The following is a 23,967-nucleotide window of genomic DNA, read 5'->3' on the forward strand; positions in this document are numbered from 1 at the left end:
CGCACTGCGGTCCTCAACACCGAGGACCGCAGTGTTGCCTTTTGTCATCAACGCATACCGAAGCGAGCTTCCGAAGACTTCCGAATGCCAATACTTCCAACAGTCACACAGAACTCTGACGATGAACCGGTCGACCTGGAGTTCAGCCAATCGCTGAACCGCAAACCGATCGTCAAGGAGTTGCTCTCCCCACTACTCGAGAGAGCGGCGGCAGAGCTATCCCAACGGCTTTCATCGACCGGATTATTCGTGAGCTCCGACGTACTGGCAGACCTGTTGCACGGGTATGAGCAAACCTTGGCTCGGCTGACCAATTTGATCATCGTTCAACGGTTCTCCAGCTTCCACCTCGTGCTCAACCCGTTGTGGCGTCCGCGGAAGGCGGCACCAGGTCCGGATACCGAAGGCAGAAGCACTGCCGTGCTTAACGCATACATCGAGTGGGAAGAGATCGAGCGCACATTCGGGCCGGATGGTTCGTACCCGGAGCTTGGACGACTATTGCGGATCGCACAAGAACATTGGTTGGTGATGTGCGAGGAGATTGTTGCTCGCGTATCCAAACATCTTCCCGATCTCGCGACGATCATCGGGGCACCTGTTACAGTGCTCGATGGTGTAACGTTTGGCATCTCCGATCCGCATAATTTCGGACGAACCGCCGTGATTCTTCGATTTGGTACTCACCGCATTCTCTATAAACCGCGGACCCTCGCCCCGGAAATGGCCTGGGCTCGGATTGTGGAGAAGCTCGTGAGGGAGTCTCTCGATCAAGAATTTCCACTTCCCCGGATCGCGGACTTTGGCGACTACGGATTCATGGAATTCGTGGGCAGGCAAGATTGCAGAGATCGTGACGCGGTTGCACGTTGCTATACCCGATACGGTGCACTGATGGGAATAGCGCACGCTCTCGGAACCTGCGATCTGCACCACGAAAACATCATCGTCAGTGGAGAGTACCCTGTCGTGGTAGATGCGGAGCCCCTGCTGCGTGCGCGGCTCGCACTTAGCACGCACGGAGACAAACGGCTACAGACGGAACAGAACTTGACGCTCGACGATCTGGATGTTCGTGAATCTGTCCTTGAGCTCGGAATACTACCGATCGCTGTGCAATCGCTCGTCAAGCGAGAGCACGATACAGACCGAGCCGAGCATCAGGAGATCGTCATCGGCGCCCTGAGCGCGTTCGCAAGTACTCCCCATATCGATATGGTGCCATGCGCGATCGGGAGTGACGATTTACAGATCCGTCCGGTGCAGGTGCAGTCGCATTCATCTCCGAATCTTCCGAGCTTCAACGGAGCCGTGCAACATCCGGAAGCATGGATCGACAGGATCATCGACGGGTTCTCGACCGTCCACCACTACATAAGTTGCCATAAGGATGAGCTAGTGGGTCCGAACGGAATCATGGCTGAGTATGCCTCATGTCCGGTGAGACTGCTGGCTCGGCCGACCATGGATTACATGAACGTGCTCTCGCGTTCGTTGAGTCCGCCGGTGCTCCGCTCCACGGAGTCACGCCGGGCGTTGATCGAATCGGACTTGGCGATCCTGAGCCAATTTCGAATGGACAACGTTCAAACACTGATCCCTGTAGAGATCGAAAGTTTGATGCGCGGCGATGTCCCACGCTTCGAGGTGGCGTCGGACGAAATACTGTGCGCAGGCGCCGAGCTCATGCACACACCCCTTGCAGGGGCGAAACTCCGTATCGAAGGAGTCGATGAATTCGATCGGCAGATCCAAATCCGACAGATTCGTGAGCGGATGCTCAACAGAGATCGCGAACTCTCTGTAGTTGCTCCGGATCCGACGAATGCAAGCGATGTGGAACGGCATGCACTTCAGCTCGTCGAGGCGATCATCGATGCTCGGATCGAACAGAACGGAAACACCTCATGGGTGTATGCTGCATATGCGGCTGGAGTCGCTTCCACAATGGCTCACAGCGATGTCGAATCGCTGTACGAAGGGAGCGCAGGTACAGCGATCGCGATAGCGGAAGCGGCCGCCCTCACAGATGAGCGGGGTTGGATGCAGATAGCCCGATCGGTCTTCGATGCTGTTCGACGCACCGACGCTCCCGAGAGCGCTCGTCGGGGGTGCGGGATGGCAAGAGGTCTGGGCGGCTTGTTGTATGCAATGGCACGCGTCGGACGTTGCGCGCAAGACGAAGCGCTGATCGAACGTGCGGCAACGATCGCGGTATCGTATGCTGGCCGCTTGGCCGACGAGGCAAAGCGTGACGAGGTGCTCTATGGACGAGCTGGGCTCCTGCTCTCCGTCCTCGCCCTATATCGCTTGTCCCCAACAGAGTCGTTGCTGCGAACAGCCGATCACATTGCGAGATTGATCATCGCAAATGCAAAGCGCTCTGACAGCGGGGCAAGTTGGTCGGTAAACGGTGGCAAACCTCTGCCGCACGTCAGTCACGGTGCGTCGGGGATCGCAATGGCGCTCGCGAGGTACGCGGCCATTCGCAGCGATGCGGACGCAGCCAACGTTGCGATGCAGGCCATCGAATTCGACGATACGTTCTGGGTAGAACGCGAAGCCGGTTGGGCGGACGGTCGTTTTCTCGATGTACCGATGCAGGATCGTACGAATTGGGGATGGTGCAACGGACGATCCGGGGCGTTGCTCGCGCGCTTTGCTATCGCGCATGATCTTGGGACTTCGTTCATCGGCGCGAAGGCTACTCATGCGCTATCGGCAGAATGCATAGACGTACTATCGGATGTTTCTCCGGGATTGTGTTGCGGCACAGCCGGTGCGATCGATGCGTTGCTTTCCCTGCCCACAATCCCCGCGGATGCACACATCCAACATTGTATCGCTTGTGCGACAAAGGCTTTGGCTACGACCTCACCTGCGAGCAACTACTCCACGTTGGCAGCTTCCTTGTTTTCAGGGAGCGCAGGACTCGCCTTCGGACTGTTGCGAGCAGCACAGCCAACGCGGGTTAATCCCTTGTTGAGCTTCGTATAGCAGGACAAAACGGTGGCGAGCAGAACCTACCGCTTCTTCTTCGCGGGCGGAGGCGGCTGCAGCGGATAGTCCGCTTCGATCTCGCCTTTCTTCATCTTCGTGAGCTTGCCTTTGAGGAGCGAGAGCTTGAACTTGCTGATGTGGTCGATGAAGTAGATGCCGTGGAGGTGGTCGATCTCGTGTTGGATGACGCGCGCGAGCAACTTATCGGCTTCGAGTTCGACCTCGTTGAAATTGCGGTCGAGGAATTTCACGCCGATCTCCGACGGGCGCACGACATCCTCGCGAATATCGGGAAGACTCAAACACCCCTCCTCGAAGACCGACTCACCGAAGGTGCCGATGAGTTCGGGATTGATCAGTACGATCGGCGATGTGCCTTCGTAGCCTTTCGCATGCGAGACATCGACGACCGTCATCATCAACCCCTTGCCGACCTGATTCGCAGCCAAGCCAATGCCGTCGGCGTTGTGCATCGTCTCGATCATATTATCGATGAGCGACTGCAACTCGGCCGTGTCGTCGGCGATGCGTTCGGTCTCGCGCCGAAGCACCGGTTGGTCGAAGGTGTAGATCGGTAGAATCAAGGGAAAATGTAAAATTACAAACGTAAAATGTAAAATTAGAAATGCAGGCTTATGCCAATTTTACATTTTACATTTGTAATTTTACATTTGCCGCGCGAGCGCGGCTCGTGGACCTGAGGGGAGTCGAACCCCTTACCTCTACAATGCGAATGTAGCGCTCTACCAGATGAGCTACAGGCCCTCGGTTTTTTGAATGCGGAGTAATAATTGGTTTTCGCCGCCGAAGGTTCCGATTCGAGACGAGCCTGATAGTCGGTGTATCCTTACCGGATTACCAACTGCACCTGGTCGCTGGCATCGGGGGTTCGGAGCGTCACGCGATAACTCCCCGCAGCCACCGCAGGAAGCGAACACGAGATCTGTGATGCGACTCCTTCTTCCAGTTGGCCGGCCCAGAGCTGTGCGACCTCACGACCGTTGACGTCGGTCAGTTCGATAACGCCGTTCGCCGACACTGGAGAATAGACATTCAAGGTGATCTTCCCATTCAATGCCGGGTTCGGATACACAGAAGAAAGGCGCAAGCTCTTCGAAGCGACGAGCATCGGCACCGCATTCGGCGAACTGGCGGTTGTCTTTGGTAAACCGAGATAGACGAACACCTCCCCATCCGACGAGACGCCTTCGGTCCAAGCGGCAGCATAGATGGAATCGAGCAAATCGGCGCCGATATAGTCTCCGATAAATGCCGGCCCCCCGTTGAGTGCGCCGACGACAGTGGGATCGAAGTCGTTCGGTTCGAGCGCGGTCGTCGAACTGTCGCCAGCAGCATTGAGATGATAGCGAAACGGCGCTGTCAAAATATTATTCGGATCGCGCTCGCTCGAGTAGCAGGTCAGGAAGGCATCGCCGGTGCGCTGGTTCACGCTGACCAGCGGACAAAATCGGTCGAGCACAGGCTGAGTGCCGGGCGCGGTGCCGTTATATCCGACGGCGATCGGTTCGCTCCAGGTCTGCCCGAGGTCCGTGCTCCTGACATAGAATTGCACTGCTCCGTCACCATTCCACTCACTGCCAAAAACCAGATGCAGATCGTTGTTGCGCAGATCGACATCGAACGACATGTATGGCTCGCATCGCGGACCGTAGTCGCCCTTGAGCGCAGGATAGCCGGTGACATTCTGAAAGAATGGATCATATTCATGGATCGGACGCATCTCGAACGACGATGCTCCATCCGTCGAGACATAGAGCACATGGTATGCGGCGGGATTTCCGAGCGAGTCGGCAAACACACTGCTATAACTTACCAATACTTCTCCATTTCGTCCCGTTTTGACGGAGCCGAACTCCTCCACGGAGGTTTCGATCACAGTCCATGTGCTCCACGTTTGACAGGTATCGTCGCTATAGACGATCCGTGTTTCGCCGCCACCGTTCAAATCGTAATGAGCCCACACCAGATAGACGCGGCCGTAGTACGGACTCGTCGGACTATTATCGACACACAGTGCTTCTTTATCCTCGAACCCGTCTATCTGATCGTCGGGAACGACCAACGATCCGTTTTTCCAAGTACGACCATTCACACTGGTCGCAACCACGAAATTGTCCACAATCGAGGGGCCAGTATACGGATCACCGTATATATATGCATAGTAGAGTATTCCGTTCGCACCGGCGGCCATCACTGGGTCGCCCATCGCAACCCATGTACCGGTTGACGACGCGGGAGCCTGGACGTATGTACGCGACCAATTCTTGCCTGCATTATTCGTGTAATACACCGGCATACCGCTGACATACATATTGTCGTCGTTGGCGCCTGCAACGACGATCTTCGGATCCTTGCGATCGATCGCAATAGTCGTTTCATTTTGCTGCGTGAACTTCGATTTCGACACATTCACGGCAACACCGCTATCGTCCGGAATACGTTTGAGCGATTCATTCACGTCGGACCGGCCATCGGGAATAGCGTCGGTACTGATCCCGAGCGCATGGGCTGCACGCAGACGCAACATTCTACCGTATGCGTCGGCATGCGTATTGAGGTAACGCACATTCGGATCTTGCTCACATTGTTGCTCGATCCAATCCTGGATCCGACGTTCGTTCTGCGTGAATCTAGAGGCGCGCTGCTGCGCAAACGAAACAGAGTGAAGAACAACTGATACTCCGAGGATCACCGCAAGCGAGGACATACGATATTGTTTCATATTGGACGTTCAATAGAGGAAAAATGCAATCACCAAACAACGGATGTTACTCGATATGGACCCATTGACAATCAGATGCCGTATCGGTCGTAACGCGAACGATGTATGCACCGGCACTAACTGTAGGCAGTGTACACATCAATGAGGAAGCCTTCGTCTGAGCGGGCAGTCGTCCTTCCCAGATCACCGCAACTCGTTTTCCAAGTTCGTCGCACAGCTCCACCGAAGCCGGTGTATCGTGATCGCTGGACACGCGCACGGTAATACTGTTGCCATGTACCGGGTTCGGCGATATCGATCGGATCATATCGTTCTTCGGCGCATCGGCCGTAGCGGGGACTGCGCTGGTGGTACGGTTGACCCCGACAAACCCAACGATATTCCCAATCTTCGAATCGGGGTGACCTTCTGTCCAGGCGGAAGCATAGACGGGTTCGTACGCATCGGAAGTGATGTAATCGCCGATAAACGGTTGCTTGCCTGGACCGTTCTTCACTTCGAGCGGATCGAAATCCTGCACGCTCAACTCCCTCGCATGCGACGATCCGTCATGATCAAGCTCGACGCGATACGCTGCCGCACGCCTATTGGCTGTGTCTCCCTCACTCGAGTAGTAGGTCGCATACGCTTCTCCGGTCAGTTGGCTTACCGAAACCCAAGGGCAGAAGCGGTCTGCCAGCGTCGTATCGCTCGGCAATTTGCCTGAATATCCGACTGCGTATGGGAAACTCCAGTTCGCACCGAGATTGCCGCTCGTAAGATAATAGAGCATCGCGACCTTTCCGCCAACGAACCAGTCGCCGTAGACAAGATGGATCTGACTGTTGAAGATGTTCACGTCGAAGCTCATGTACGGATAGCAGCGGAATCCGCGCTCGCCTTTGAGCGCAGGGTAGCCGTTGATATTGGCCGGATAGATCGTATAGTTCGATACGAACCGCTTCGTAAACGTACTGCATCCATCCTTCGATACTGCAATCCAGTGCGTACCGGTGAGCGAATCCTTCTCGACCGAATATCCGACCACGACCTCGCCGTACTTCCCGGTCTTCACCTCGCAGAAATGCCCCACATCGGGCGAGATAGTCTTCGGCAGACTCCAGGTCCTACATGTATCGTCCGAATAGCTGATCTTCACCGAGCCGGTGACACCACTGGTGTCGTAGTGCGTCCAGACGACATAGACACGCCCCGCATGCGAACTATAGACGGAGCGATCGACACAAATAAATTCCTTGTCCTCGTAACCACTGAGTGAATCGACGGGGATCACGGGAGTCCCGTTTCGCCAGGTAAACCCGTCGGTACTGATGGCGACCATAATATTGTCATGCTGCAACCCGACCTCTGCACGCATATATGCATAATAGAGCGTGCCGTCGATATGATATGCAAGGATCGGATCGCCAAGCGCCTGCGTCCCGAATTGTGTGGGCAGGAATGTCGTGCGCCATGTATGTCCGGTATCGACCGAATAATAACATGGCATCCCATAGCTCGACATGCGGTGATCGTTCGCACCGATGGCGACGATCGCCGGATTGCGTCGGTTGATCACGAGCGAGGGGTCGTTCTGATAATTCTCGGCATCGCTGGCAACCGACTTCGCAGAAACGGTGTCCATAATGTCCTGGACCGGAATGCCGCCGCCAAATCCGGTGGTGTCGATCGTGATGCCGAGCGCCGAGAGCGCTCGCAATTCAAGGAAACGGGGATATGAATTTGCCGAACGGTAGAGTGCGAGCGCCGAGGGACTTGCTCGCAGAACCGAATCGACCCAGCGATCGACCAACACTTGCGTCGAGTCGTCGAGTACGCTCGCGCGAACATGCCCCGCTGTCAATGTGACGACGAGTGACCCTACAAGCCAGATCCGATGGAAGTGCTGCAAGTCTGGTGAGCTGCCTGTGTGTAGATATAAAAGACACAAATTAGGTAAAATAGTTGCAGCATCGGGTGCCCGGCGGCGGCTCGGTGTTGACTGTATCACCATCGTCATTCTGAGCGAAGCGAAGAATCCCTCGATGAAACGCAGTAACCCCCCCTTGAACCACTCAACCAGTCGTCATTCTGAGCGAAGCGAAGAATCCCTTGATGAAACCCTGTGAGGCTCCGACATAGGGATTCTTCGCTTCGCTCAGAATGACATCTTTTATACAATTTCAAACTGAGCCACTGGAGGAGGTCCGGTATTGTAATTATGCAAGCGCTGAAGTTAACACCCACTTCCGACGCCGTCCTGCCATCAGCGAGAATACATTTCCCCTGCTGCGTGTTATACGGGCCGGACGCTTTTGGAGAAGTGATGGATTCGGGACATATCGCCAGACCTCGCAGCCGTTTCGTACACGTGTTTGCCGTATTTACGGCAGTGATGACACTATTCCTGATCTTTGTCGGGGCACTGGTAAAAAGTCACGACGCCGGTCTTTCCGTCCCCGATTGGCCGAACACCTATGGCCAGTTCATGTATGCCTTCCCGATCGACCTCTGGCGTGCGAATATCTTTTACGAGCATAGCCACAGACTGCTTGCATCGTTCGTCGGTTTCCTGATCTTAGTGCAGGCGTTCATGCTCTGGCGGCTCGAAAGCCGCTCCTGGGTCAAACGCCTTGGCTGGCTTGCGTTAGCAGCAGTGATCGCGCAGGGCATCCTCGGCGGACTGACCGTGATATTCCTGCTCCCGACCTGGATCTCGACCTCACATGCCTCGCTCGCCCAGACAACACTCTGTATCGCGACGGCCATCGCGCTCGTCACTTCACGAAAGTGGGACGACGACACGGTGAAAGTACAAGAATCCGGATCGTCGCTTCGCACACTATCGAAGTATACCGTCGCTGCCATTTTCTTGCAATTAGTGTTCGGGGCGGTCATGCGTCATGAAGAAGCGGGCCTCGCCATTGCAACCTGGCCGCTGGCGAACGGCTCACTGATCCCGCACTTCAGCGATCTGGGCGTGGTGCTGAACTTCATCCACCGGACGTGGGCGTGGGTTGTCGCTGTATTGATTTTCACCACGGCCATCAAATCGCTTCGCGCATATCGCACAGAGCGCTCATTCCGCACACCGGCCATCTTCTCGATGTTGCTTGTGCTCGTGCAGATCACACTCGGGGCGATCACGATCTGGTCGGGGAAAGAACCGAACTGGACCTCGCTGCATGTGATGAACGGCGCGGCAGTGCTCATGACGGAAGTCATCCTTGCCATCCGTATCCATCACCGGCTTCGCATGGCGGCGAGCGATCGTATAGCGGCCGGTGCCGTGACGTCACCTTCAATCGTCAGTTAGAGTGGAGCAAGCAATGCCGGCCCCCGAGTCGAATCCGTCGGAGCTGAAACAGCTTCTACGGGATTTCTTCGACCTCTCGAAACCGGGTATTGGTTTCTATGCGCTCATCACGACCTTCGCCTCGTTCTGGCTGGCGTCGCATCACGATCTCAACTACATTCTGCTGCTGCATACGCTCATCGGTACGGGGCTGGTGACTGCAGGAGGCGGCGCACTCAATCAAGTCATCGAGATCACGCTCGATGCCAAAATGCACCGTACCGAACGACGTCCGCTCCCGGCGGGACGCATCTCGAAAGCATCAGGCCTGACGTTCGGTATCGTTACCTCGATCATCGGATCGCTCTACCTGCTTTTGTTCGTCAACGGTATTTCGTCGCTGCTGGCGATCGCAACGCTCGTCGGGTATTTGTTTATCTATACGCCGATGAAACGCACGACGTCGCTTGCGACGATCGTCGGTGCATTCCCGGGCGCCGTCCCGATCCTGATCGGCTGGGCCGCAGTAACGGGTGGCATCGACATCCGGGGATGGACACTGTTCGCAATCTTATTCCTGTGGCAGATTCCGCATTTCCTTGCCATTGCATGGATGTACCGGAAGGATTACGAACGTGCCGGCTTGCCGATGCTGACGGTCATCGACACCGACGGCGTGTCGGCGGCGCATCAGTCGATCGTCTATCTCGTTGCGCTGCTGCCGATCAGCCTCATGCCGACCATGCTCGGGATGACGGGCAAATTGTATTTCTTCGGCGCACTCTTGCTCAGCGTCGGATACCTTGCGGCAGGCGTACAGGTGATCTTCAAGCGCACGAATGCTTCCGCACGCGGACTGCTCATCGCATCCATCCTCCATTTACCCGTTCTGCTTGGGTTGATGGTGCTGGATACATTGTGACAACAACGACGTGGTTCCGGCTGAACGCCGGCTCTACTGTCAGCAACTGCAACCAATGACACAACAACCGCTATCGAACGGCGTGACCGTCAAGACATCGGTCACGGCACGCAAAGAAAACAAGCGCACGCTCACTATCTTGATGCTTGTGATCGGTCTGATCCTTGCTATTGCAGTCACGTATATCATTATCTACCCAAGTCTGTAAGATGTTTGGCTATCTCTACGAACGGCAAGGCCTCGGCGATACGACCCACGACGGCTCGGAGCTTGTCAACTCCAAGCGCTTTGCATTTCTGCTCTACATCGGGCTCACGATCATGCTCTTCGCCGGGCTCTTCGGCGGTTGGTTCGTGCTGCGAGGCAACAACGATGTGTGGCCGCCGCTCGGGACGCCGCCGATGACGTTCATAAAAGTGTTGCCGTCGATCGTTGTGTTGCTTGCCAATGTGATTGCGATGATCCTGGCACGCAATGCGATGCGGCAGGGGGCGCTCGAACGTTTTCGAACGATGACGACGATCTCGGCCGGCATTTCAGTGCTCTTCGTACTGGCATTCGGGCTCGAATGGTGGCGCTTGATAGGGGGTGGTGTGCATTTTAGCACTGTATTCGGCGGGCTCTACTTCACGATTACCGGAATTTTTCTGCTGCATTTTCTCGGCGGCTCGTACGGCCTCGTGAGTTATGTGCGCAAAGCGAAGGATCTGCCATTTTCCACACCACAGCTCGTCGGGTTCAACAACACGCTGACATTTTATTATTTAATGTTCGCCATGTGGTTCATCATGGGGACACTCGCTTATATCAATTAGAGATTATTAATCCAAACTATTGCAATAAGGATCGACTCGTATGGCTACTGACAAAAAAGTGAATAAAATGCTGTGGGGCATCCTCGTCGTTGCCCTCGTTGGAATTGGGATATTCGCACTCTCCGATTGGATGCGACATCAGGAGAAAGACCAGCCAACTCGCGTTCTGCCCGCATACGGTGCCGTCCCCGATTTTACGCTAACCAACCAGGATAATGCGCCGGTCTCGCTTAAAGACCTTAAAGGCAAGATCTGGCTCGTCGATTTGATCTTCACCAATTGCGCAGGCACCTGCCCAATGCTCACCGCGCGTATGGCGGCCATCCAGAGCGCCATTTCCAAGACACCGCCCGATGTGCAACTCGTGAGCATCAGTGTCGATCCGAACAACGACACTCCGCCGGTTCTAAAAGACTATGCGAAGAAGTACAGCGCAGACCCGAAGCGTTGGACGTTCCTCACGGGCAAGGTTGCCACGATCTACTCGATGGCAAAAGACGGCTTCCATCTGACACTCGATTCGGCGCACGAAGATGTTCACGAACCGATCGTGCATAGCGAGCGCCTCGTACTCGTAGACCGCACCGGCAACATTCGCGGATACTACAACGGTACCGAAGAAGACGCCCAGAGCAAGGTGCTCGCCGATCTCGGAGAATTGTTGCGCGAAGGCAAGAAAGACTAAGGCCGCACGAATGACGCTTAACGATCTGCCACTCCTCAATGCCACGCTCAATGCGACGGCATCGGTACTTTTACTCACGGCACGAAAGAAAATTCGCAACCGAGAGATCGAAGCACATAAGAAACTTATGATCGCTTCCGTCTGCGTGTCGGCGCTCTTTCTTGCAAGCTACCTGACGTATCATTTTGCAGTGCATCTGACCGTCCCGTTTCGAGATCCGGTCTGGTTTCGGCCCATCTATCTGACGATCCTGCTGACGCACACACTCCTTGCAGCCACCGTCCCGGTGCTGGTCGCGATCACGCTCGTGCGCGGGTTGAAACGAAAGGACGCATTACATCGTAAGATCGCGAAATGGACGTATCCGATCTGGCTCTACGTCTCGGTCACGGGCGTCGTGATCTATTTGCTGTTGTATCAAATTTTTCCGCAGGTGATCTCATGAACCATTCGCACGATCATACGGCGCTTCATACCGATCCGTCGTTCACCTCGAAACATATCGTGCAGATACTCCTTCGCGGATGGCGTAAACAATGTCCGGTCTGCGGCGAAAAGACCATGTTCTCGTCGTACTTCACGATGCGCGACCGGTGTGCGAACTGTGGCGTGAATTACAACCGCGAGGATGGCGAGTACGTCGCGTCGATGTACCTGAGCATCATGATCATTACGGTGATCTTCGTCGCCGTCTATGTGGTGCTCGAGTATGGGTTCAATGCGTCGCTGACCGTCGAGCTGATCGTGCTTGTTGCGCTCAACGGGCTGTTCCCCATCTGGTTCTACCCCCGAAGCAAGAGCCTCTGGGCCGCCGCACTGCATTTGATGGGAAGGCTATATCCGGATTAGAAAAATCTATATTCCCTTGCCATTCTGCCCAAAGTACCGTCATTCTGAGCAAAGCGAAGAATCCCTCGATGAAACGCAGAAAGGCTCCGTCAACAACATTCTCACTATGCTCAGAATAACATCGTTGTAGACCGTGCAGACAGAACCACTATCAGGAAAACCGGCGCGAAACCCTATTCCCACCCCGCATTGTTAGTATACCACTATGAAGACCATCCGCACCATTGCCCCCGCGCTGTTCGCAGTTGTGATCGTCATGACCGCTTCGCTTGTCTTTGCACAATCGTGTCCGATGTGCAAGGAATCGATGACCTCGGCCGGTAAGAAGCTTTCGGACGGGTTCTACTACAGTATTATCTCGCTGGCCTTTCTCCCGATGAGTCTCGTCGGAAGCGCTGCTGTTTGGGTCATCAAATCTTCCTACCAGAAAAGTCACCCCGAATCGACGCTCGGCACCTACGGCATGGTCCGCGAAGCGATCAAAGAGCGGTTCGGACGCAAGTGATCGCCTGAACACGGATTCGTCGGATTAGTGGATTCACACGATTTCAAGCCGAACGTGGAGCACCATAGGCTCTGGGCTTCGACATTGCGCACGCCGAAATTCAAGGCGCTGAGGTTTCTGTAGATTCGGCGTCTTGCCGTTCTATAACGACTCGGCGCTTCGATCGTCATTGATCTAAACTCTAGGCGAGGACGCGATGTCGAAATGCTGATCAATGGGTCGGACTGTCAAGAATGTTTTCTGCACCCATCGCGCAACCAACGGACCGAAAGCGTGTTTCAGTTGAGATAATGCCGATGCCCTATGGGTTGGAAATACCTCATTGCCCTAGCCTTATTGTGGTCGATGCCACAGATATCGATAGCCCAATCTGACACCACCTGGGTCGAGTTCGATCATTTCGCCACTACCTGGCATGGTGTACGACTGGGACAGGACAGTACCGGAGCGTTCACATCTGTACTACAGGACACCATGGGAATGGTCTGGGGGGCATTCGGTAGTAGCGTACTTTCGGACTATACGGTCCGGTTCGGCGATACTCTCCTCTATCACGACTCCGCGAGCGACACGTTCCCGTTGAGAGTCCTCATTGACCCGGTGACGAGAGATATTCTGTCCCTGTCCCTTCGAGTTCGCGTTCACATGCTGACCGATTGGTTCTACGACTCTTTGCTCATCGAGAACATTCACTTGCTTAGTTCTCGCGGGCATCTCTCCGCGACAATCGCTGGGGATTCCGTCAGGCTGCATCGTGTTCGATTCACTCGGATAGCACAAGATACCGACTACGTAAATCATTGGCTAAACAACGACACTATTACAGCCCTTGATACTGCAAGTCAACTTACCAAACTCACGGTTCAGTTCTCTCTGAGGAGTGATCTGGGCATCGCGCCTACCAAGAAAGGATCAGTGTTTGCTGCTTTCCCAACTGTGGCCGGTTCTGCGTTGAAGATCCATACAGGCGATGGGTGCATGGGAGGCCATTACGTCATCTATGATGAATTAGGGCGAAGAGTGCTCGAAGGGACTTTACCAGCAGAGCCTTCGATAGTAATAGTCGATCTGAGAAGGCTCACCGCCGGGTTCTACCATTTCGTTTCGGGAGGGGTATCGAAGCGTATTCTTCTGATTCGCTAAAGATGAAACCTCGCCTGCACGCCACGCAGGTCTTCGAGGCGGCGCGATACTTCCATGCTGTCCTGCATGAGTTTCGTCGTGTCTTCTTCGGTGAGCGGTTCTCTGAGGCGTTCGCGGATTGTCACGAGTTCGCGTTCGAGTGCGCGGCGCATGATCAGCGCTGCGCTTTGATGGACGGCGAGTCGGATCTGCTCTCGTAATTCGAATTCCGTTGGTGCGGCATCGACCCATTCGTCGCTAATATGGATCTGATGCGCGGCGGCATCGACGATCATCGTTCGAGCGAGTTCGTCGTCCTCGAAATCTTCGAGCAAGTGAGCAACCGACGGCGATGCGGCCGTCTCTTCGAACTCCCGTGTGCACATCAGGATGACCGACTGCACGATGGGATGTTCGATGAGCGCAAAATCGAAGTCGACCTCGATGGCCGATTTATAGGCAAGCTCCGTGTTCTCGAGGAACGCACGAAGCAGCGTGAGTTCGGCATTCGTCGGCGGCACACTCGGCGCGACATGCATGACGAACGCATCAAGCGGATCGGACGGCGGTTCGGGAGGAAGCGGAATATCGTCGGATGCCTGGCGCTGCTGCTCTTCGCGCATCTTCAAGCGATTCTCACGCACCTCGTCACCTTTGCGGATCTTGGTCAACTCGCTGAGCAATGTTGTCTCGAGTAACCTGAACTTCTCGGCAATACGTCGCACAAAAAACTCACGCTTGATCGGATCATTAACCTTTGCGATCGTCTCGACGATCGAACGCACAGCTCGCGCAGAGCCCTCCGGGGTGTCGAACGCCCCTGTATCCTTCAGCAGCTTCGCTTTGGTTTCGACGAACGACGTGCGGCGCTCCAACTCCTCGGCGAACGCCTGTGCGCCTTTTTCGCGAATGAACGAGTCGGGGTCATGATCGCCAGGCAGTACGACTGTACTCACGTCGAAGTCTGCGGCAAGCGCAAGATCGATGCCACGTTCGGCAGCATTACGTCCGGCTTGGTCCGCATCGAAGAGCAGCACGATTTTCTTTGTGTACCGGCGCAACAAGTTGAGCTGGTCGGTCGTGAGCGATGTCCCGCTTGCGGCAACAACGTTCGTAAACCCCGCCTGTGCGAGCGCGACGACATCCGCATAGCCTTCGACAAGCAGCGCAAAGTCCTGCTTGCGGATGGCGTCTTTTGCTTGGTAGAGTCCGTACAGAACGTGCGACTTGTGGTAGATCGCTGTCTCGGGCGAGTTGACATACTTCGCCATCGACTTCACCGAGTCCGACGGCAGGATGCGACCGCCGAAGCCAATCAATTTTCCGACCGGTGAATAGATCGGGAAGATCACACGGCCATGAAACCGGTCGTACTCACCACTATTTCCTTTGGTGATGATCCCCGCCTCTTCGTAGATCTTCAGCGACGACTTCGAGTGCTCGTGCGCCTGAAGGAACGATGCCTCTCCCTCGGGCGAATAGCCGATACCGAACCGATGGAGCGCTTCATCGGAGAACCGACGGTCTTTGAGGTACTTCATCGCCACCACTCCCGCTTCGCTTCTGAGCGAGCGGTAGCAAAAAGCAGCGTACTCGCGGCATGCATTCGACAGCGATTCCGTGCGGTCTTGCTCGCCGGCGGGCTTTTGTGCCATCGGCGTGTATTCGATCCCGACGTGTTTCGCGAGGCGTTCGAGCGTTTCCGGGAAGGTCAACCCCTCGATCTTCATGAGGAAAGAAAACACGTCGCCGCCTTCGCCGCAGCCAAAGCACTTGAAGATCCCCTTATCCTCGAGAACGTTAAATGAAGGAGTTTTCTCGGAGTGGAAGGGGCAGAGCCCGAGGTAATTTCGTCCACGCTTGCGCAAGCGGACATGCTGCCCGACGATATCCACGATGCTCACGGCATCGCGGATCCGCTCGACAATATCATCGGGTCCTCGCATCAGGGTTGGTCGGTAATCGGTAGTCGGTACTCGTTAGCAGGAAATGCAAAAGTCAGAAGCAGAACACAAGATTCCTGCTTCTGACTTCCTCAAGAATAGAGTCATTCTGAGTGGAACGAAGAATCCCTTCCGGTTTGCCACAGGCTTTCGTACAACTCCGAAAGGATTCATCACGACAGCCGCACTGCGGTCTTCGTTCGCAATGGCCTGTGGTACTTGCCTCCCAAAGCTTATTTCTTGCTCGAATCCGGCGGGGCTGCCAACGAGTCGCTTGCCGGTGCCAGAGTATCACCTCCGGGCGCTGGCTCGGGGACGTATACGGTGACGGTATTATCCTTGAAGCTCGTTTTGTATGCCATCACCGGCCGCTTCGCCGGACCGTTGATGACCTCTCCCGTGACCTTGAACATGGAGCCATGACATGGGCAGACGAATCTGCCGCCATCCTTTGCTTCGTAGCCAAGGTCGCACCCTTTATGCGTACACTTTAGATCGATCGCCAAAAACGACGACTCGCCCGTGCGGACGACCTGGATCGACTTTTCGAGGTCGTCGATATCGAGATGGTAGACCCCGCCGACTTCGGCAAGCTCCGGGGTATCCTGAATCATGAGCGGAATCTCGCGCACCCCTCCGCCCGGGACGAGCGGCGCGGCCTGCACATTCGAGAGATCGATGCCTTGCAACGCAGCAATGCCGGCGATCGCGCCGAGACCGGTGATGGTAGTATTCTTGAGAAAGTTTCTTCTGTTCATACGATCAATGTTTGGGTGGTTCGTCGCGCACACGTTTGTCATTCCGGGAAGCGGTGTTAGCCCGACGAGGAATCTGGGGTGCCTGCCACGTATCGGCCGACTGACACCTCAGAGAGTATCGTCGTCTCAGATTCCTCCCTTCGGTCGGAATGACAATTGCGAAGTCACATAAAAAACCCCGCCGCGTGAACAAAGGGTTCTGTTACGCGCAGCGGGGTCCAACCATGAAACGAAACTTAGTTCATGAGCGACAGGAGGCGGTAGTACGCATCCTTGGCGAGTGTGTAGTTCGGTTCGAGTCCGATGGCTTCCTGATACTCATCGAGCGCTTCGAACCAATCGCCTCGGCGTTCGAGGATGCGGCCCAGGTTGTAGTGCGGGAAATGCGGGGTCGCATAGCGTCTGGCTTTCATTGCGAGCTCGAGATACGGGATCGCTTCGTCGGTGTCGCCTTTCTGTATCAGATAAGCGCCGATGTCGTTGTACGGATTCCCGAAGTCGGGATCGAGCTGAATCGCCATCTTGCACTCGTCGATCGCTTTGTCGTAATCGCCGAGGAAGCTATGCGCCCAGCCGAGAAAGGTGTACGCTTCCGGTGTCGGATTAAGCTCGATCGAGGTCTCGTAGTTCTCGATCGCTTCGTCGAGCCGTCCGGCCATCTGAAGCTTATATGCCCGTTGCAGGTATTCCTGCGCTTTCTCCTTGGGTCCGAGGTCTTCTATGTTGGTTGTCGTCTTCATAACTGCCCACCTCCGTGGTCTCTATTCTCTTTTACGAACGTGAATCCTTTCGGTTTCTGCCCGTCTGGGTTGGTCAATGATGGCGAGTTACAGTCACTGGTACGCTGTCATTGGCTAATCCGGTTTTCAACTGACACTCTTTACCCTACACTCGTATATACTTCGCACCCTGCCTGTGCGTTACAGCTTCGGGGCATTATGAATGAGAATTCACCCCGAAATGCCCTCTATCTTGTCATTACGAAGAAGCGCTTCAGCCCTACGAGGAATCTGGGGTGCCTGCCTCTTATCGGCCGGCTGACACCTTCAAGTGTATCGTCGTCACAGATTCCTCGCTTCGGTCGCACTGACATGCAATGAACTACTTAAGAGACACGCTCACAATGAACTCTGCAACGCTCACTTTTCCACAATTCTACGTATGTCGCAATTTCCGTGCCGCATTCTCCGAGAGGATGATTGCCGCGCTCATCGCCACATTGAGCGACTCGCCGCTGCCGATACGGGGTATCATTATTTGACGGTCTGCCTGCGCAAGCGCTTCTGGGCTTGCGCCGTGGGCCTCACTGCCGAGCACAATCACGAACTTATCAATGAACTCCTCGCTATACAAGGAACACGCGTCCGGCGACAGAGTCGTAGTGAAAACTTTGTGCCCTTCTTTCTTCAACCGCGCGAGCGTATCACCGACCGAATCAGTCAGTTCGCAGGCGACGGAAAAGATCTCCCCTTGCGTCGCTCGGACGGTCTTGGGCGCGTACGGATCGGCCGATCCGTGTGCGAGTATCACGCGCCCGATGCCAAACCACGCTGCGGCGCGAATAATGGTCCCTACATTTCCCGGGTCTTGGACCCCATCTAATAGTATGACACCCGAAGCGACCGAAGGTTTCACTTTGGGCATACGAACGAGCGCAAATATACCCTGGGGTGTGCGGGTATCGGATATCTGCTCTGCCTGACGAGGAGTGACGGAGTGCAACTCGATGCGGTTCTTCTCGAGAAGGGAGACGAGTGCGAGGTGTTTGTCGAACGCGTCACGGGTGAAGTACGCCGATTCGATCTGCTTCGGCGATTCTTCGAGCGCACGCTCTACGAGATGCGGGCCCTCGATCACGAATGCCTTGCGTTCATAGCGCAAACGAGCATCGCGGACGAGACTCCGCAATTCTTCGGATGCTGACCTTGCAAGCGGAGGGGGCACACTCACAGCATTGCCAGGTGTCGTTTGTTTCTTCAACCGTGCTTAGCGTTTCGCTTTGGTTGCGGTCTTCTTAGTGACTGAGGTTTTCGACGATGAAGCGTGATGGTTGCTATGCTCCAAACTTGCTTTGACGAACTCACGGAAGAGCGGGTGCGCCTTCGTTGCGCGGCTCTTCAGTTCGGGGTGGAATTGGCCCGCGACGAAGAACGGATGCACCTTCGCCGGAAGCTCGATCATCTCCACGAGCTTGCCGTCCGGCGAGAGACCGCCGAAGACGAGGCCGTGCTGCTCGAGCGTCGAACGGTACTCGTTGTTCACTTCGTAACGATGACGATGGCGCTCGTTAATAAACTGGTCGTGATAGATCTTGTTGGCGAGTGTACCCTTCTGCAGAATGCACGGGTAGCTGCCGAGGCGCATCGTGCCGCCTTTGGTGGCGACCTTCTTCTGGTCGAGCATCATGTCGATCACGTTCTCGCCGTTCTCGACGAACTCGGTCGAGTTCGCATGCTTGAGTCCGCAGACGTTGCGAGCGAATTCGATCACCGCGCACTGCAAACCGAGGCAGATACCGAAGAACGGGATCTTGTGCTTGCGCACATACTCGATCGCCTTGATCTTTCCTTCCACACCACGTGAGCCGAAACCCGGGGCGACGAGAATGCCGTCAATGTTCTTGAAGTAGGGCGCGAGGTCGCGCTTGCTCTCAAGCTCCTCGGCGTTGATCCACGTGAGGTTCACCTTGGCGTCGTTCTCGGCCCCGGCGTGAATGAACGCTTCACTGATGGATTTGTACGCATCGGCGAGCTGGACGTATTTGCCGACAATGCCGATATTCACCGACTTCTTCGGGTGCTTGACCTTCTCGACGAACTTGCGCCACTTTGCAATGTCCAGCTTGGCCGATGTCTTCAGGCCGAGCTTCTCCATCACAATCTGGTCCACCTTCTCTTCGGCGAACGTCAGCGGGACTTCGTAAATGGTCGACGCATCACGCGCTTCAACAACAGCACGCGGATCGACGTTGCAGAACAGACCGATCTTCTGGCGGATGGCCTTGTCAATGTGTACTTCGGTGCGACAGACGAGCACATCGGGCTGGATCCCGATCTCAAGCAAGGTCTTGACCGAATGTTGCGTCGGCTTCGTCTTGATCTCACCGGCGCTCGAGATATATGGTACGAGCGTGAGGTGAATCGACAAGCAATGCTGCTTGCCGACGCTGATCATGAGCTGACGCATCGCTTCGAGGAACGGCAGCGATTCGATGTCACCGACCGTCCCGCCGATCTCGGTAATGACCACGTCGAACTTGCCGGTCTCGGCCAGGCGCATCATGCGGCGACGGATCTCGTCCGTAATGTGCGGCACGACCTGCACCGTGGCGCCGAGGTAATCGCCGCGACGCTCGCGTTGGATCACCTCGTTATAGACCTGGCCGGTCGTCGTGTTATTATCACGCGTCATCGAGACGTCGAGAAAACGCTCGTAGTGGCCGAGGTCGAGATCCGTCTCAGCGCCGTCATCCGTCACATAAACCTCACCGTGTTGGTACGGCGACATCGTGCCGGGATCGACATTGATGTAGGGATCGAACTTTTGGATAGTGACGCGTAGTCCGCGGGATTTGAGCAGCAGCCCTAGTGAGGAGGAGACGATTCCTTTCCCGAGCGAGCTAACAACGCCGCCGGTGATAAAGATGAACTTGGTCTGCCGTCCGTACTCTTTCTTTGACAAAAATACTCCTATTCCTTACAATAAGTACGGGCTCAAATATACGAACTTGCCACGTCGTGATTTTCAATAACGGAAGTTTGTGGGTAACTCTCTTCTTCATCCCGAGCTCACTGAAAGGGCTGAAGTGATTGTTTCAATTACAGTTGGTGCCTGTCTCCCAGCGTCTCGAATTCTGTTGGTACATACCAAATAAATTCAACCCCAATCTATCACCTCGATCAGAATACGTGAGGCCGGGAGGATCGTTATCTGCTTTGCCAGACGAGTCAGCAACCTTCCCATGCATACCGTGTTTTGTTTAATATAGTGGTTTACCCTATGAAACGAATCAGCTATCTCCTCCTACCCGTACTCGCGGTCAGTGCGTTACTCATTTCGTGTCGATCGTCCCAAGTGAGCGCCGACCAAACAGAGACCGGGCCGACCGCACCGAAACTGCTTAGCGCAACGGTTGAGGTACGCGGTGTTCCTGCACGGCTCCAATTGGAGAGGTCTTCGTACGATCACACCTCGAGTCAGGCCGAAGTACGTGACACAAGTTATCGCAACGACACGGTGTCGTTTGTGATACTCTCCTCCCCGAAGTGGATGGCGTGCGACACGTTGACCCATCACGACACAGTCTCGATGTGCAGCGATTCCGATGCCTATGGCGCCAGAGGTGGGTATGGTCGCACTAAGATGGCGTTCCGATCCTCAATCGATACGAGCGCTGCCGTACTGCGCTTCTTTCATGCAGACTATTCGAGCTATTATGGAGAGTCCTCCAGCGAGCAAGGTGGATCGTCAAGCTCCTGGACGGGAAGCGGTGCAATGCTCGTTGTGACGGCAGTCCCGTTCACGCGAGTCGCCGACACACTGTTCGTGACGCTCGATGGAGAAGCGTTTCGAGCACGACTCGACAGCATGTACCACTCAACTTCAGCGGACTACGGTGGCACGATCATGGGATCCGGTAGCAGCGAGAGCATTTCCAGCATACAGACGCCCTTCCCCGCAAGCGCGTCGCTCCGTATCCGTATTGTCCTTGCCCGGTAGCCGGAGCGTGGCACAGCGAGGAGGTCGTGGCGTCAATGCGCCGACTGGTGTTGCTTCACCAGCGCTTCGCGTCGTTTGGCCGAGAACGAACTCGATATGGTGAAATACAGTCCGCACACAGGTCCGTACATCATCCCCGAGAGCGCAGGCAGCGTAACTCCACCGATGAGCGCCATCGAGAGCCCGAGGGTCGAGAGGATCATGAAGAACAGGGCATCGTACATGCTCCATTTCGTATCGAAGAGTTCGACCTCGTTGAAGTGGAGTACCTCTCGAAAGCGTCGTGCATGACGGTAGAGCACATAGAAGATCGAGTAGATCGCAAGGACGCCAACGTTATAAAGGATCATCAGATTGCGAACGTCGTCCGGCGACGTGAAGACCTCCAGCTGCAACCCGGAGATCGATGGGAACATCGCATGGATGATCGGGGCGAAGATCGCATTGAAGAGAAACTTCATCGGATAGACATAATAGAGCACGACAAAGAGCAGCGCGATCGTTAGTATCACGGTCTTTTTGTCTTGGAGCCCGTAGCGTCGGAAGTACTTATACTGCTCGAACCAAATGAACATGAGCATCACGAACGTCATCGCGAAGCTCGGCAGGCCAGCGAGCGTACGGTAGAACTCTTCGAAGTTTTTCGGTACTTCGAGCGAGACGATCAGGAGCGTCACGGCAAACGCGAACACTGCATCCGAGAGTCCTTCGATACGACTGATCTCGTCACCGCGCCACTGAAAGCCCGGTTCGACGAAGAGATGATGTTTGGTTGCTAATTTGGAAATCATAGTACGTGCGAAGATACGACAGTGGGGTCTGGGGTTTGGAGTGACTGTCACTTATCGGTGGAGTGACAATTTTCAAGATATCGCCTTTACAGATTCCTCCCTTCGGTCGGAATGACATGCTGGCTGGCCAACCAAACATCACACTACGATATCAAACGCTTTTACACCCAACGATTGTTAGTAGAGACCTTGATGGAAACCGTCACGCAACCATACTCTCTACGAGGCCTCGTCCTCTATTTTCTGAAGCTCGGCACGATCGGCTTTGGAGGGCCTGTGCCGCTCGCAGGGTACATGGATCGGGACCTTGTCGAATCGCGCAAGTGGATCACACGCGACGAGTTCATCCGCGGTCTTGCCTTTAGCAAGATGGCGCCCGGTCCGTTTGCAACGCAACTTGCGATCTACATCGGCTATATTCGCTCGGGTGTGTGGGGTGCGTCGCTTGTTGCGTTCTTTTTTGTGCTGCCGTCGTTTATTATTGTCGTCGGCCTTGCCATGCTGTATCAAGCATACGGAGCGATGCACTGGATGGAGGCCACATTCGCAGGCGTGAGTGCCGCCGTTCTCGGCGTAATCGCCCGATCGACCTACAAACTCACGCAGACTGCGGTCGGCAACGATAAAATGATGTGGGGCATCTACATCGTAGCCGCCGTTGCGGCGGTGTTGATGGAGAACGAACCTATCTGGCTTTTGCTTGCGGCGGGAGTATTCATGATGCTCTGGACCATGCGCATGAGTCCGAAGCAGATCGGAGCGAAGCTCCTTTCGTTCAATCCGATGGCGCTCATGCTTGCGGCCACATCGTTGCCGCCAACCGCGGGTTTTGTCGAGCTCTTCTGGTATTTCGCACAAGCCGGCACGGTGGTGTTCGGCTCGGGTATGGCGATCGTGCCGTTCCTCTACGGAGGTGTCGTCCAAGGCCATCACTGGCTCACGCAGCGGCAATTCTTGGATGCTGTGGCGGTGTCGATGATCTCGCCGGGGCCGCTCGTGATCACGACAGCATTCATCGGCTACCTAATCTCCGGCATGCCAGGGGCATTCGCTGCGGCGCTCGGTGTCTTTCTGCCGGTGTATCTCTTCGTCGTGATCCTTACGCCGCTCTATGAGCGGCTCGCGAAGAATGCTCCGTTCCAGGCATTCATCAAAGGGGTGACCGCTGCCGCAACTGGCGCCATTGCCTCAGCAATCATCAATCTTGCACGTCATTCTTCGATGGGCCCGATCGAGATCACCTTCGCCCTCGTCGCGCTCGTGCTCACGTTCAAATGGAAGATCCCCGAACCGGTCATCATCCTCGCTGCGGGGCTACTGGGGATACTGCTACTGTAGTCGACGGACAATGTTGCGTCTACTCGAAGAGTCGCCGGCTCAACTCATCTCGAGACAACTTGAAATGTTGTGCCACATCATTGAGGATTCCCATCAGCGTTCCCAACTTCAGAGGATCATGTAACGGTATCGCAATGTGGTGCTCACCGTGCTCGGAAGTCGTCAGCATCAGGTGACTTCCTCGCTGCCTCACGACGACATACCCCAATTCGCGAAGCGCTTTCGCAAGATCCGTGCCGGATAGATCACGCGGCAGCTTCATGCGTCGAGCACTTCTTCCCGAACGAAGTGGAGCCTGATTATCTTGGGCGCATTCGCATCCCCGTAGAAGCACTCCACTGCCTCTCGGACATTCCGTCGAAGCTCCTCAAGAGAATCGGCTTGGGTAAAGATAGACTCCCCCAAAGCACGAGCATTGTAGCCGCCTTCAACGGCATCCTCGACCAAAAATATGATCTCATTCATACCTGATTCAACAGCGACGGAACATGATGGTTCACTTG

At 55.2% G+C, this 23,967-nt stretch carries 22 protein-coding genes and 1 tRNA gene; 11 read left to right on the forward strand and 12 right to left on the reverse strand.

Features of this window, described 5'->3' with window-relative positions:
• Positions 1–84: 84 nt before the first annotated feature.
• Positions 85–2,997, forward strand: a complete 2,913-nt coding sequence (lanM, locus tag JSS75_09620) for a type 2 lantipeptide synthetase LanM (protein MBS1903951.1) — start codon at positions 85–87, stop codon at positions 2,995–2,997.
• Between the two features lie 26 nt (positions 2,998–3,023).
• Here the strand turns inward: lanM and def are convergent, their stop codons facing one another.
• The 4 genes from def to JSS75_09640 all read right to left on the reverse strand — a co-directional run bounded on the left by def (position 3,024) and on the right by JSS75_09640 (position 7,634).
• Positions 3,024–3,584 (reverse strand): peptide deformylase, encoded by a 561-nt coding sequence (gene def, locus JSS75_09625; protein MBS1903952.1) that lies wholly within the window; start codon positions 3,582–3,584, stop codon positions 3,024–3,026.
• A gap of 108 nt (positions 3,585–3,692) precedes the next feature.
• Positions 3,693–3,765: transfer RNA gene (locus tag JSS75_09630), tRNA-Ala, on the reverse strand.
• Between the two features lie 82 nt (positions 3,766–3,847).
• On the reverse strand, positions 3,848–5,743 hold the full coding sequence (locus JSS75_09635) for a T9SS type A sorting domain-containing protein (GenBank protein MBS1903953.1): 1,896 nt from the start codon (positions 5,741–5,743) through the stop codon (positions 3,848–3,850).
• Between the two features lie 46 nt (positions 5,744–5,789).
• On the reverse strand, positions 5,790–7,634 hold the full coding sequence (locus tag JSS75_09640) for a hypothetical protein (GenBank protein MBS1903954.1): 1,845 nt from the start codon (positions 7,632–7,634) through the stop codon (positions 5,790–5,792).
• 480 nt (positions 7,635–8,114) lie between these two features.
• On the opposite strand from JSS75_09640, the gene JSS75_09645 reads away from it, so the two are divergent.
• The 8 genes from JSS75_09645 to JSS75_09680 all read left to right on the forward strand — a co-directional run bounded on the left by JSS75_09645 (position 8,115) and on the right by JSS75_09680 (position 12,793).
• Positions 8,115–9,038, forward strand: a complete 924-nt coding sequence (locus JSS75_09645; protein ID MBS1903955.1) for a heme A synthase — start codon at positions 8,115–8,117, stop codon at positions 9,036–9,038.
• A 13-nt stretch (positions 9,039–9,051) separates the two neighbouring features.
• Complete coding sequence (gene cyoE / locus JSS75_09650; GenBank protein MBS1903956.1) at positions 9,052–9,939, forward strand: protoheme IX farnesyltransferase; 888 nt, start codon at positions 9,052–9,054, stop codon at positions 9,937–9,939.
• Positions 9,940–9,994: 55 nt separating this feature from the next.
• A complete protein-coding gene (locus JSS75_09655) occupies positions 9,995–10,147 on the forward strand; it encodes a hypothetical protein (protein ID MBS1903957.1) in 153 nt (50 codons plus the stop codon).
• Between the two features lies 1 nt (position 10,148).
• Entirely contained in the window at positions 10,149–10,754 is a 606-nt protein-coding gene (locus JSS75_09660; GenBank protein MBS1903958.1) for a cytochrome c oxidase subunit 3, read from the forward strand.
• 40 nt (positions 10,755–10,794) lie between these two features.
• On the forward strand, positions 10,795–11,439 hold the full coding sequence (locus JSS75_09665) for an SCO family protein (GenBank protein ID MBS1903959.1): 645 nt from the start codon (positions 10,795–10,797) through the stop codon (positions 11,437–11,439).
• Positions 11,440–11,449: 10 nt separating this feature from the next.
• Positions 11,450–11,884 (forward strand): DUF420 domain-containing protein, encoded by a 435-nt coding sequence (locus JSS75_09670; GenBank protein ID MBS1903960.1) that lies wholly within the window; start codon positions 11,450–11,452, stop codon positions 11,882–11,884.
• Positions 11,881–12,288, forward strand: a complete 408-nt coding sequence (locus JSS75_09675) for a DUF983 domain-containing protein (GenBank protein MBS1903961.1) — start codon at positions 11,881–11,883, stop codon at positions 12,286–12,288. The genes JSS75_09670 and JSS75_09675 overlap by 4 nt, the downstream gene beginning before the upstream one ends.
• Before the next feature lie 205 nt (positions 12,289–12,493).
• Positions 12,494–12,793: a hypothetical protein gene (locus tag JSS75_09680; protein MBS1903962.1), complete on the forward strand. Its 300-nt coding sequence runs from the start codon at positions 12,494–12,496 to the stop codon at positions 12,791–12,793.
• Positions 12,794–13,932: 1,139 nt separating this feature from the next.
• On the opposite strand, the gene JSS75_09685 is transcribed toward JSS75_09680, so the two are convergent.
• The 5 genes from JSS75_09685 to JSS75_09705 form a co-directional block, all read right to left on the reverse strand.
• Positions 13,933–15,861, reverse strand: a complete 1,929-nt coding sequence (locus tag JSS75_09685) for a DNA primase (GenBank protein ID MBS1903963.1) — start codon at positions 15,859–15,861, stop codon at positions 13,933–13,935.
• A 230-nt stretch (positions 15,862–16,091) separates the two neighbouring features.
• The gene (locus JSS75_09690) at positions 16,092–16,616 is read right to left on the reverse strand and encodes a Rieske 2Fe-2S domain-containing protein (GenBank protein ID MBS1903964.1); all 525 of its coding nucleotides are present in this window, start codon (positions 16,614–16,616) and stop codon (positions 16,092–16,094) included.
• A 236-nt stretch (positions 16,617–16,852) separates the two neighbouring features.
• Positions 16,853–17,356, reverse strand: coding sequence for a tetratricopeptide repeat protein (locus JSS75_09695; GenBank protein ID MBS1903965.1), 504 nt, complete (start codon positions 17,354–17,356; stop codon positions 16,853–16,855).
• A gap of 415 nt (positions 17,357–17,771) precedes the next feature.
• Positions 17,772–18,524: an RNA methyltransferase gene (locus JSS75_09700; protein MBS1903966.1), complete on the reverse strand. Its 753-nt coding sequence runs from the start codon at positions 18,522–18,524 to the stop codon at positions 17,772–17,774.
• Positions 18,525–18,602: 78 nt separating this feature from the next.
• Complete coding sequence (locus tag JSS75_09705) at positions 18,603–20,297, reverse strand: CTP synthase (protein ID MBS1903967.1); 1,695 nt, start codon at positions 20,295–20,297, stop codon at positions 18,603–18,605.
• A 318-nt stretch (positions 20,298–20,615) separates the two neighbouring features.
• Here JSS75_09705 and JSS75_09710 point away from each other — a divergent pair, with 318 nt between their 5' ends.
• Positions 20,616–21,335: a hypothetical protein gene (locus tag JSS75_09710; protein ID MBS1903968.1), complete on the forward strand. Its 720-nt coding sequence runs from the start codon at positions 20,616–20,618 to the stop codon at positions 21,333–21,335.
• A 32-nt stretch (positions 21,336–21,367) separates the two neighbouring features.
• Here JSS75_09710 and JSS75_09715 read toward each other — a convergent pair whose 3' ends face one another.
• Complete coding sequence (locus JSS75_09715; GenBank protein MBS1903969.1) at positions 21,368–22,126, reverse strand: DUF1211 domain-containing protein; 759 nt, start codon at positions 22,124–22,126, stop codon at positions 21,368–21,370.
• Positions 22,127–22,318: 192 nt separating this feature from the next.
• Between JSS75_09715 and chrA the strand changes: the two genes are divergently transcribed.
• Positions 22,319–23,464, forward strand: a complete 1,146-nt coding sequence (chrA, locus tag JSS75_09720; GenBank protein ID MBS1903970.1) for a chromate efflux transporter — start codon at positions 22,319–22,321, stop codon at positions 23,462–23,464.
• A gap of 19 nt (positions 23,465–23,483) precedes the next feature.
• On the opposite strand, the gene JSS75_09725 is transcribed toward chrA, so the two are convergent.
• Both JSS75_09725 and JSS75_09730 read right to left on the reverse strand, forming a co-directional pair.
• Positions 23,484–23,726 carry a type II toxin-antitoxin system HicA family toxin gene (locus JSS75_09725; protein MBS1903971.1) on the reverse strand — a complete coding sequence of 81 codons (243 nt, stop codon included), beginning with the start codon at positions 23,724–23,726 and terminating at the stop codon, positions 23,484–23,486.
• Complete coding sequence (locus JSS75_09730) at positions 23,723–23,929, reverse strand: 2-oxoisovalerate dehydrogenase (protein ID MBS1903972.1); 207 nt, start codon at positions 23,927–23,929, stop codon at positions 23,723–23,725. Before JSS75_09730 ends, JSS75_09725 begins: the two co-directional genes overlap by 4 nt.
• Positions 23,930–23,967: the final 38 nt, after the last annotated feature.

The organism is Bacteroidota bacterium (genome assembly GCA_018266755.1).
GTDB lineage: Bacteria > Bacteroidota > Ignavibacteria > Palsa-1295 > Palsa-1295 > JAFDZW01.

What these genes read in the sequence shown, in the direction of transcription:
- JSS75_09635 (MBS1903953.1), bottom strand. Translation starts at nt 5,743, where the DNA reads ATGAAACAATATCGTATGTCCTCGCTTGCGGTGATCCTCGGAGTATCA.
- JSS75_09730 (MBS1903972.1), bottom strand. Translation starts at nt 23,929, where the DNA reads ATGAATGAGATCATATTTTTGGTCGAGGATGCCGTTGAAGGCGGCTAC.
- JSS75_09685 (MBS1903963.1), bottom strand. Translation starts at nt 15,861, where the DNA reads ATGCGAGGACCCGATGATATTGTCGAGCGGATCCGCGATGCCGTGAGC.
- JSS75_09715 (MBS1903969.1), bottom strand. Translation starts at nt 22,126, where the DNA reads ATGATTTCCAAATTAGCAACCAAACATCATCTCTTCGTCGAACCGGGC.
- JSS75_09710 (MBS1903968.1), top strand. Translation starts at nt 20,616, where the DNA reads ATGAAACGAATCAGCTATCTCCTCCTACCCGTACTCGCGGTCAGTGCG.
- JSS75_09695 (MBS1903965.1), bottom strand. Translation starts at nt 17,356, where the DNA reads ATGAAGACGACAACCAACATAGAAGACCTCGGACCCAAGGAGAAAGCG.
- cyoE (MBS1903956.1), top strand. Translation starts at nt 9,052, where the DNA reads ATGCCGGCCCCCGAGTCGAATCCGTCGGAGCTGAAACAGCTTCTACGG.
- JSS75_09690 (MBS1903964.1), bottom strand. Translation starts at nt 16,616, where the DNA reads ATGAACAGAAGAAACTTTCTCAAGAATACTACCATCACCGGTCTCGGC.
- JSS75_09670 (MBS1903960.1), top strand. Translation starts at nt 11,450, where the DNA reads ATGACGCTTAACGATCTGCCACTCCTCAATGCCACGCTCAATGCGACG.
- JSS75_09665 (MBS1903959.1), top strand. Translation starts at nt 10,795, where the DNA reads ATGGCTACTGACAAAAAAGTGAATAAAATGCTGTGGGGCATCCTCGTC.
- JSS75_09655 (MBS1903957.1), top strand. Translation starts at nt 9,995, where the DNA reads ATGACACAACAACCGCTATCGAACGGCGTGACCGTCAAGACATCGGTC.
- lanM (MBS1903951.1), top strand. Translation starts at nt 85, where the DNA reads ATGCCAATACTTCCAACAGTCACACAGAACTCTGACGATGAACCGGTC.
- JSS75_09680 (MBS1903962.1), top strand. Translation starts at nt 12,494, where the DNA reads ATGAAGACCATCCGCACCATTGCCCCCGCGCTGTTCGCAGTTGTGATC.
- JSS75_09675 (MBS1903961.1), top strand. Translation starts at nt 11,881, where the DNA reads ATGAACCATTCGCACGATCATACGGCGCTTCATACCGATCCGTCGTTC.
- JSS75_09660 (MBS1903958.1), top strand. Translation starts at nt 10,149, where the DNA reads ATGTTTGGCTATCTCTACGAACGGCAAGGCCTCGGCGATACGACCCAC.
- chrA (MBS1903970.1), top strand. Translation starts at nt 22,319, where the DNA reads ATGGAAACCGTCACGCAACCATACTCTCTACGAGGCCTCGTCCTCTAT.
- JSS75_09725 (MBS1903971.1), bottom strand. Translation starts at nt 23,726, where the DNA reads ATGAAGCTGCCGCGTGATCTATCCGGCACGGATCTTGCGAAAGCGCTT.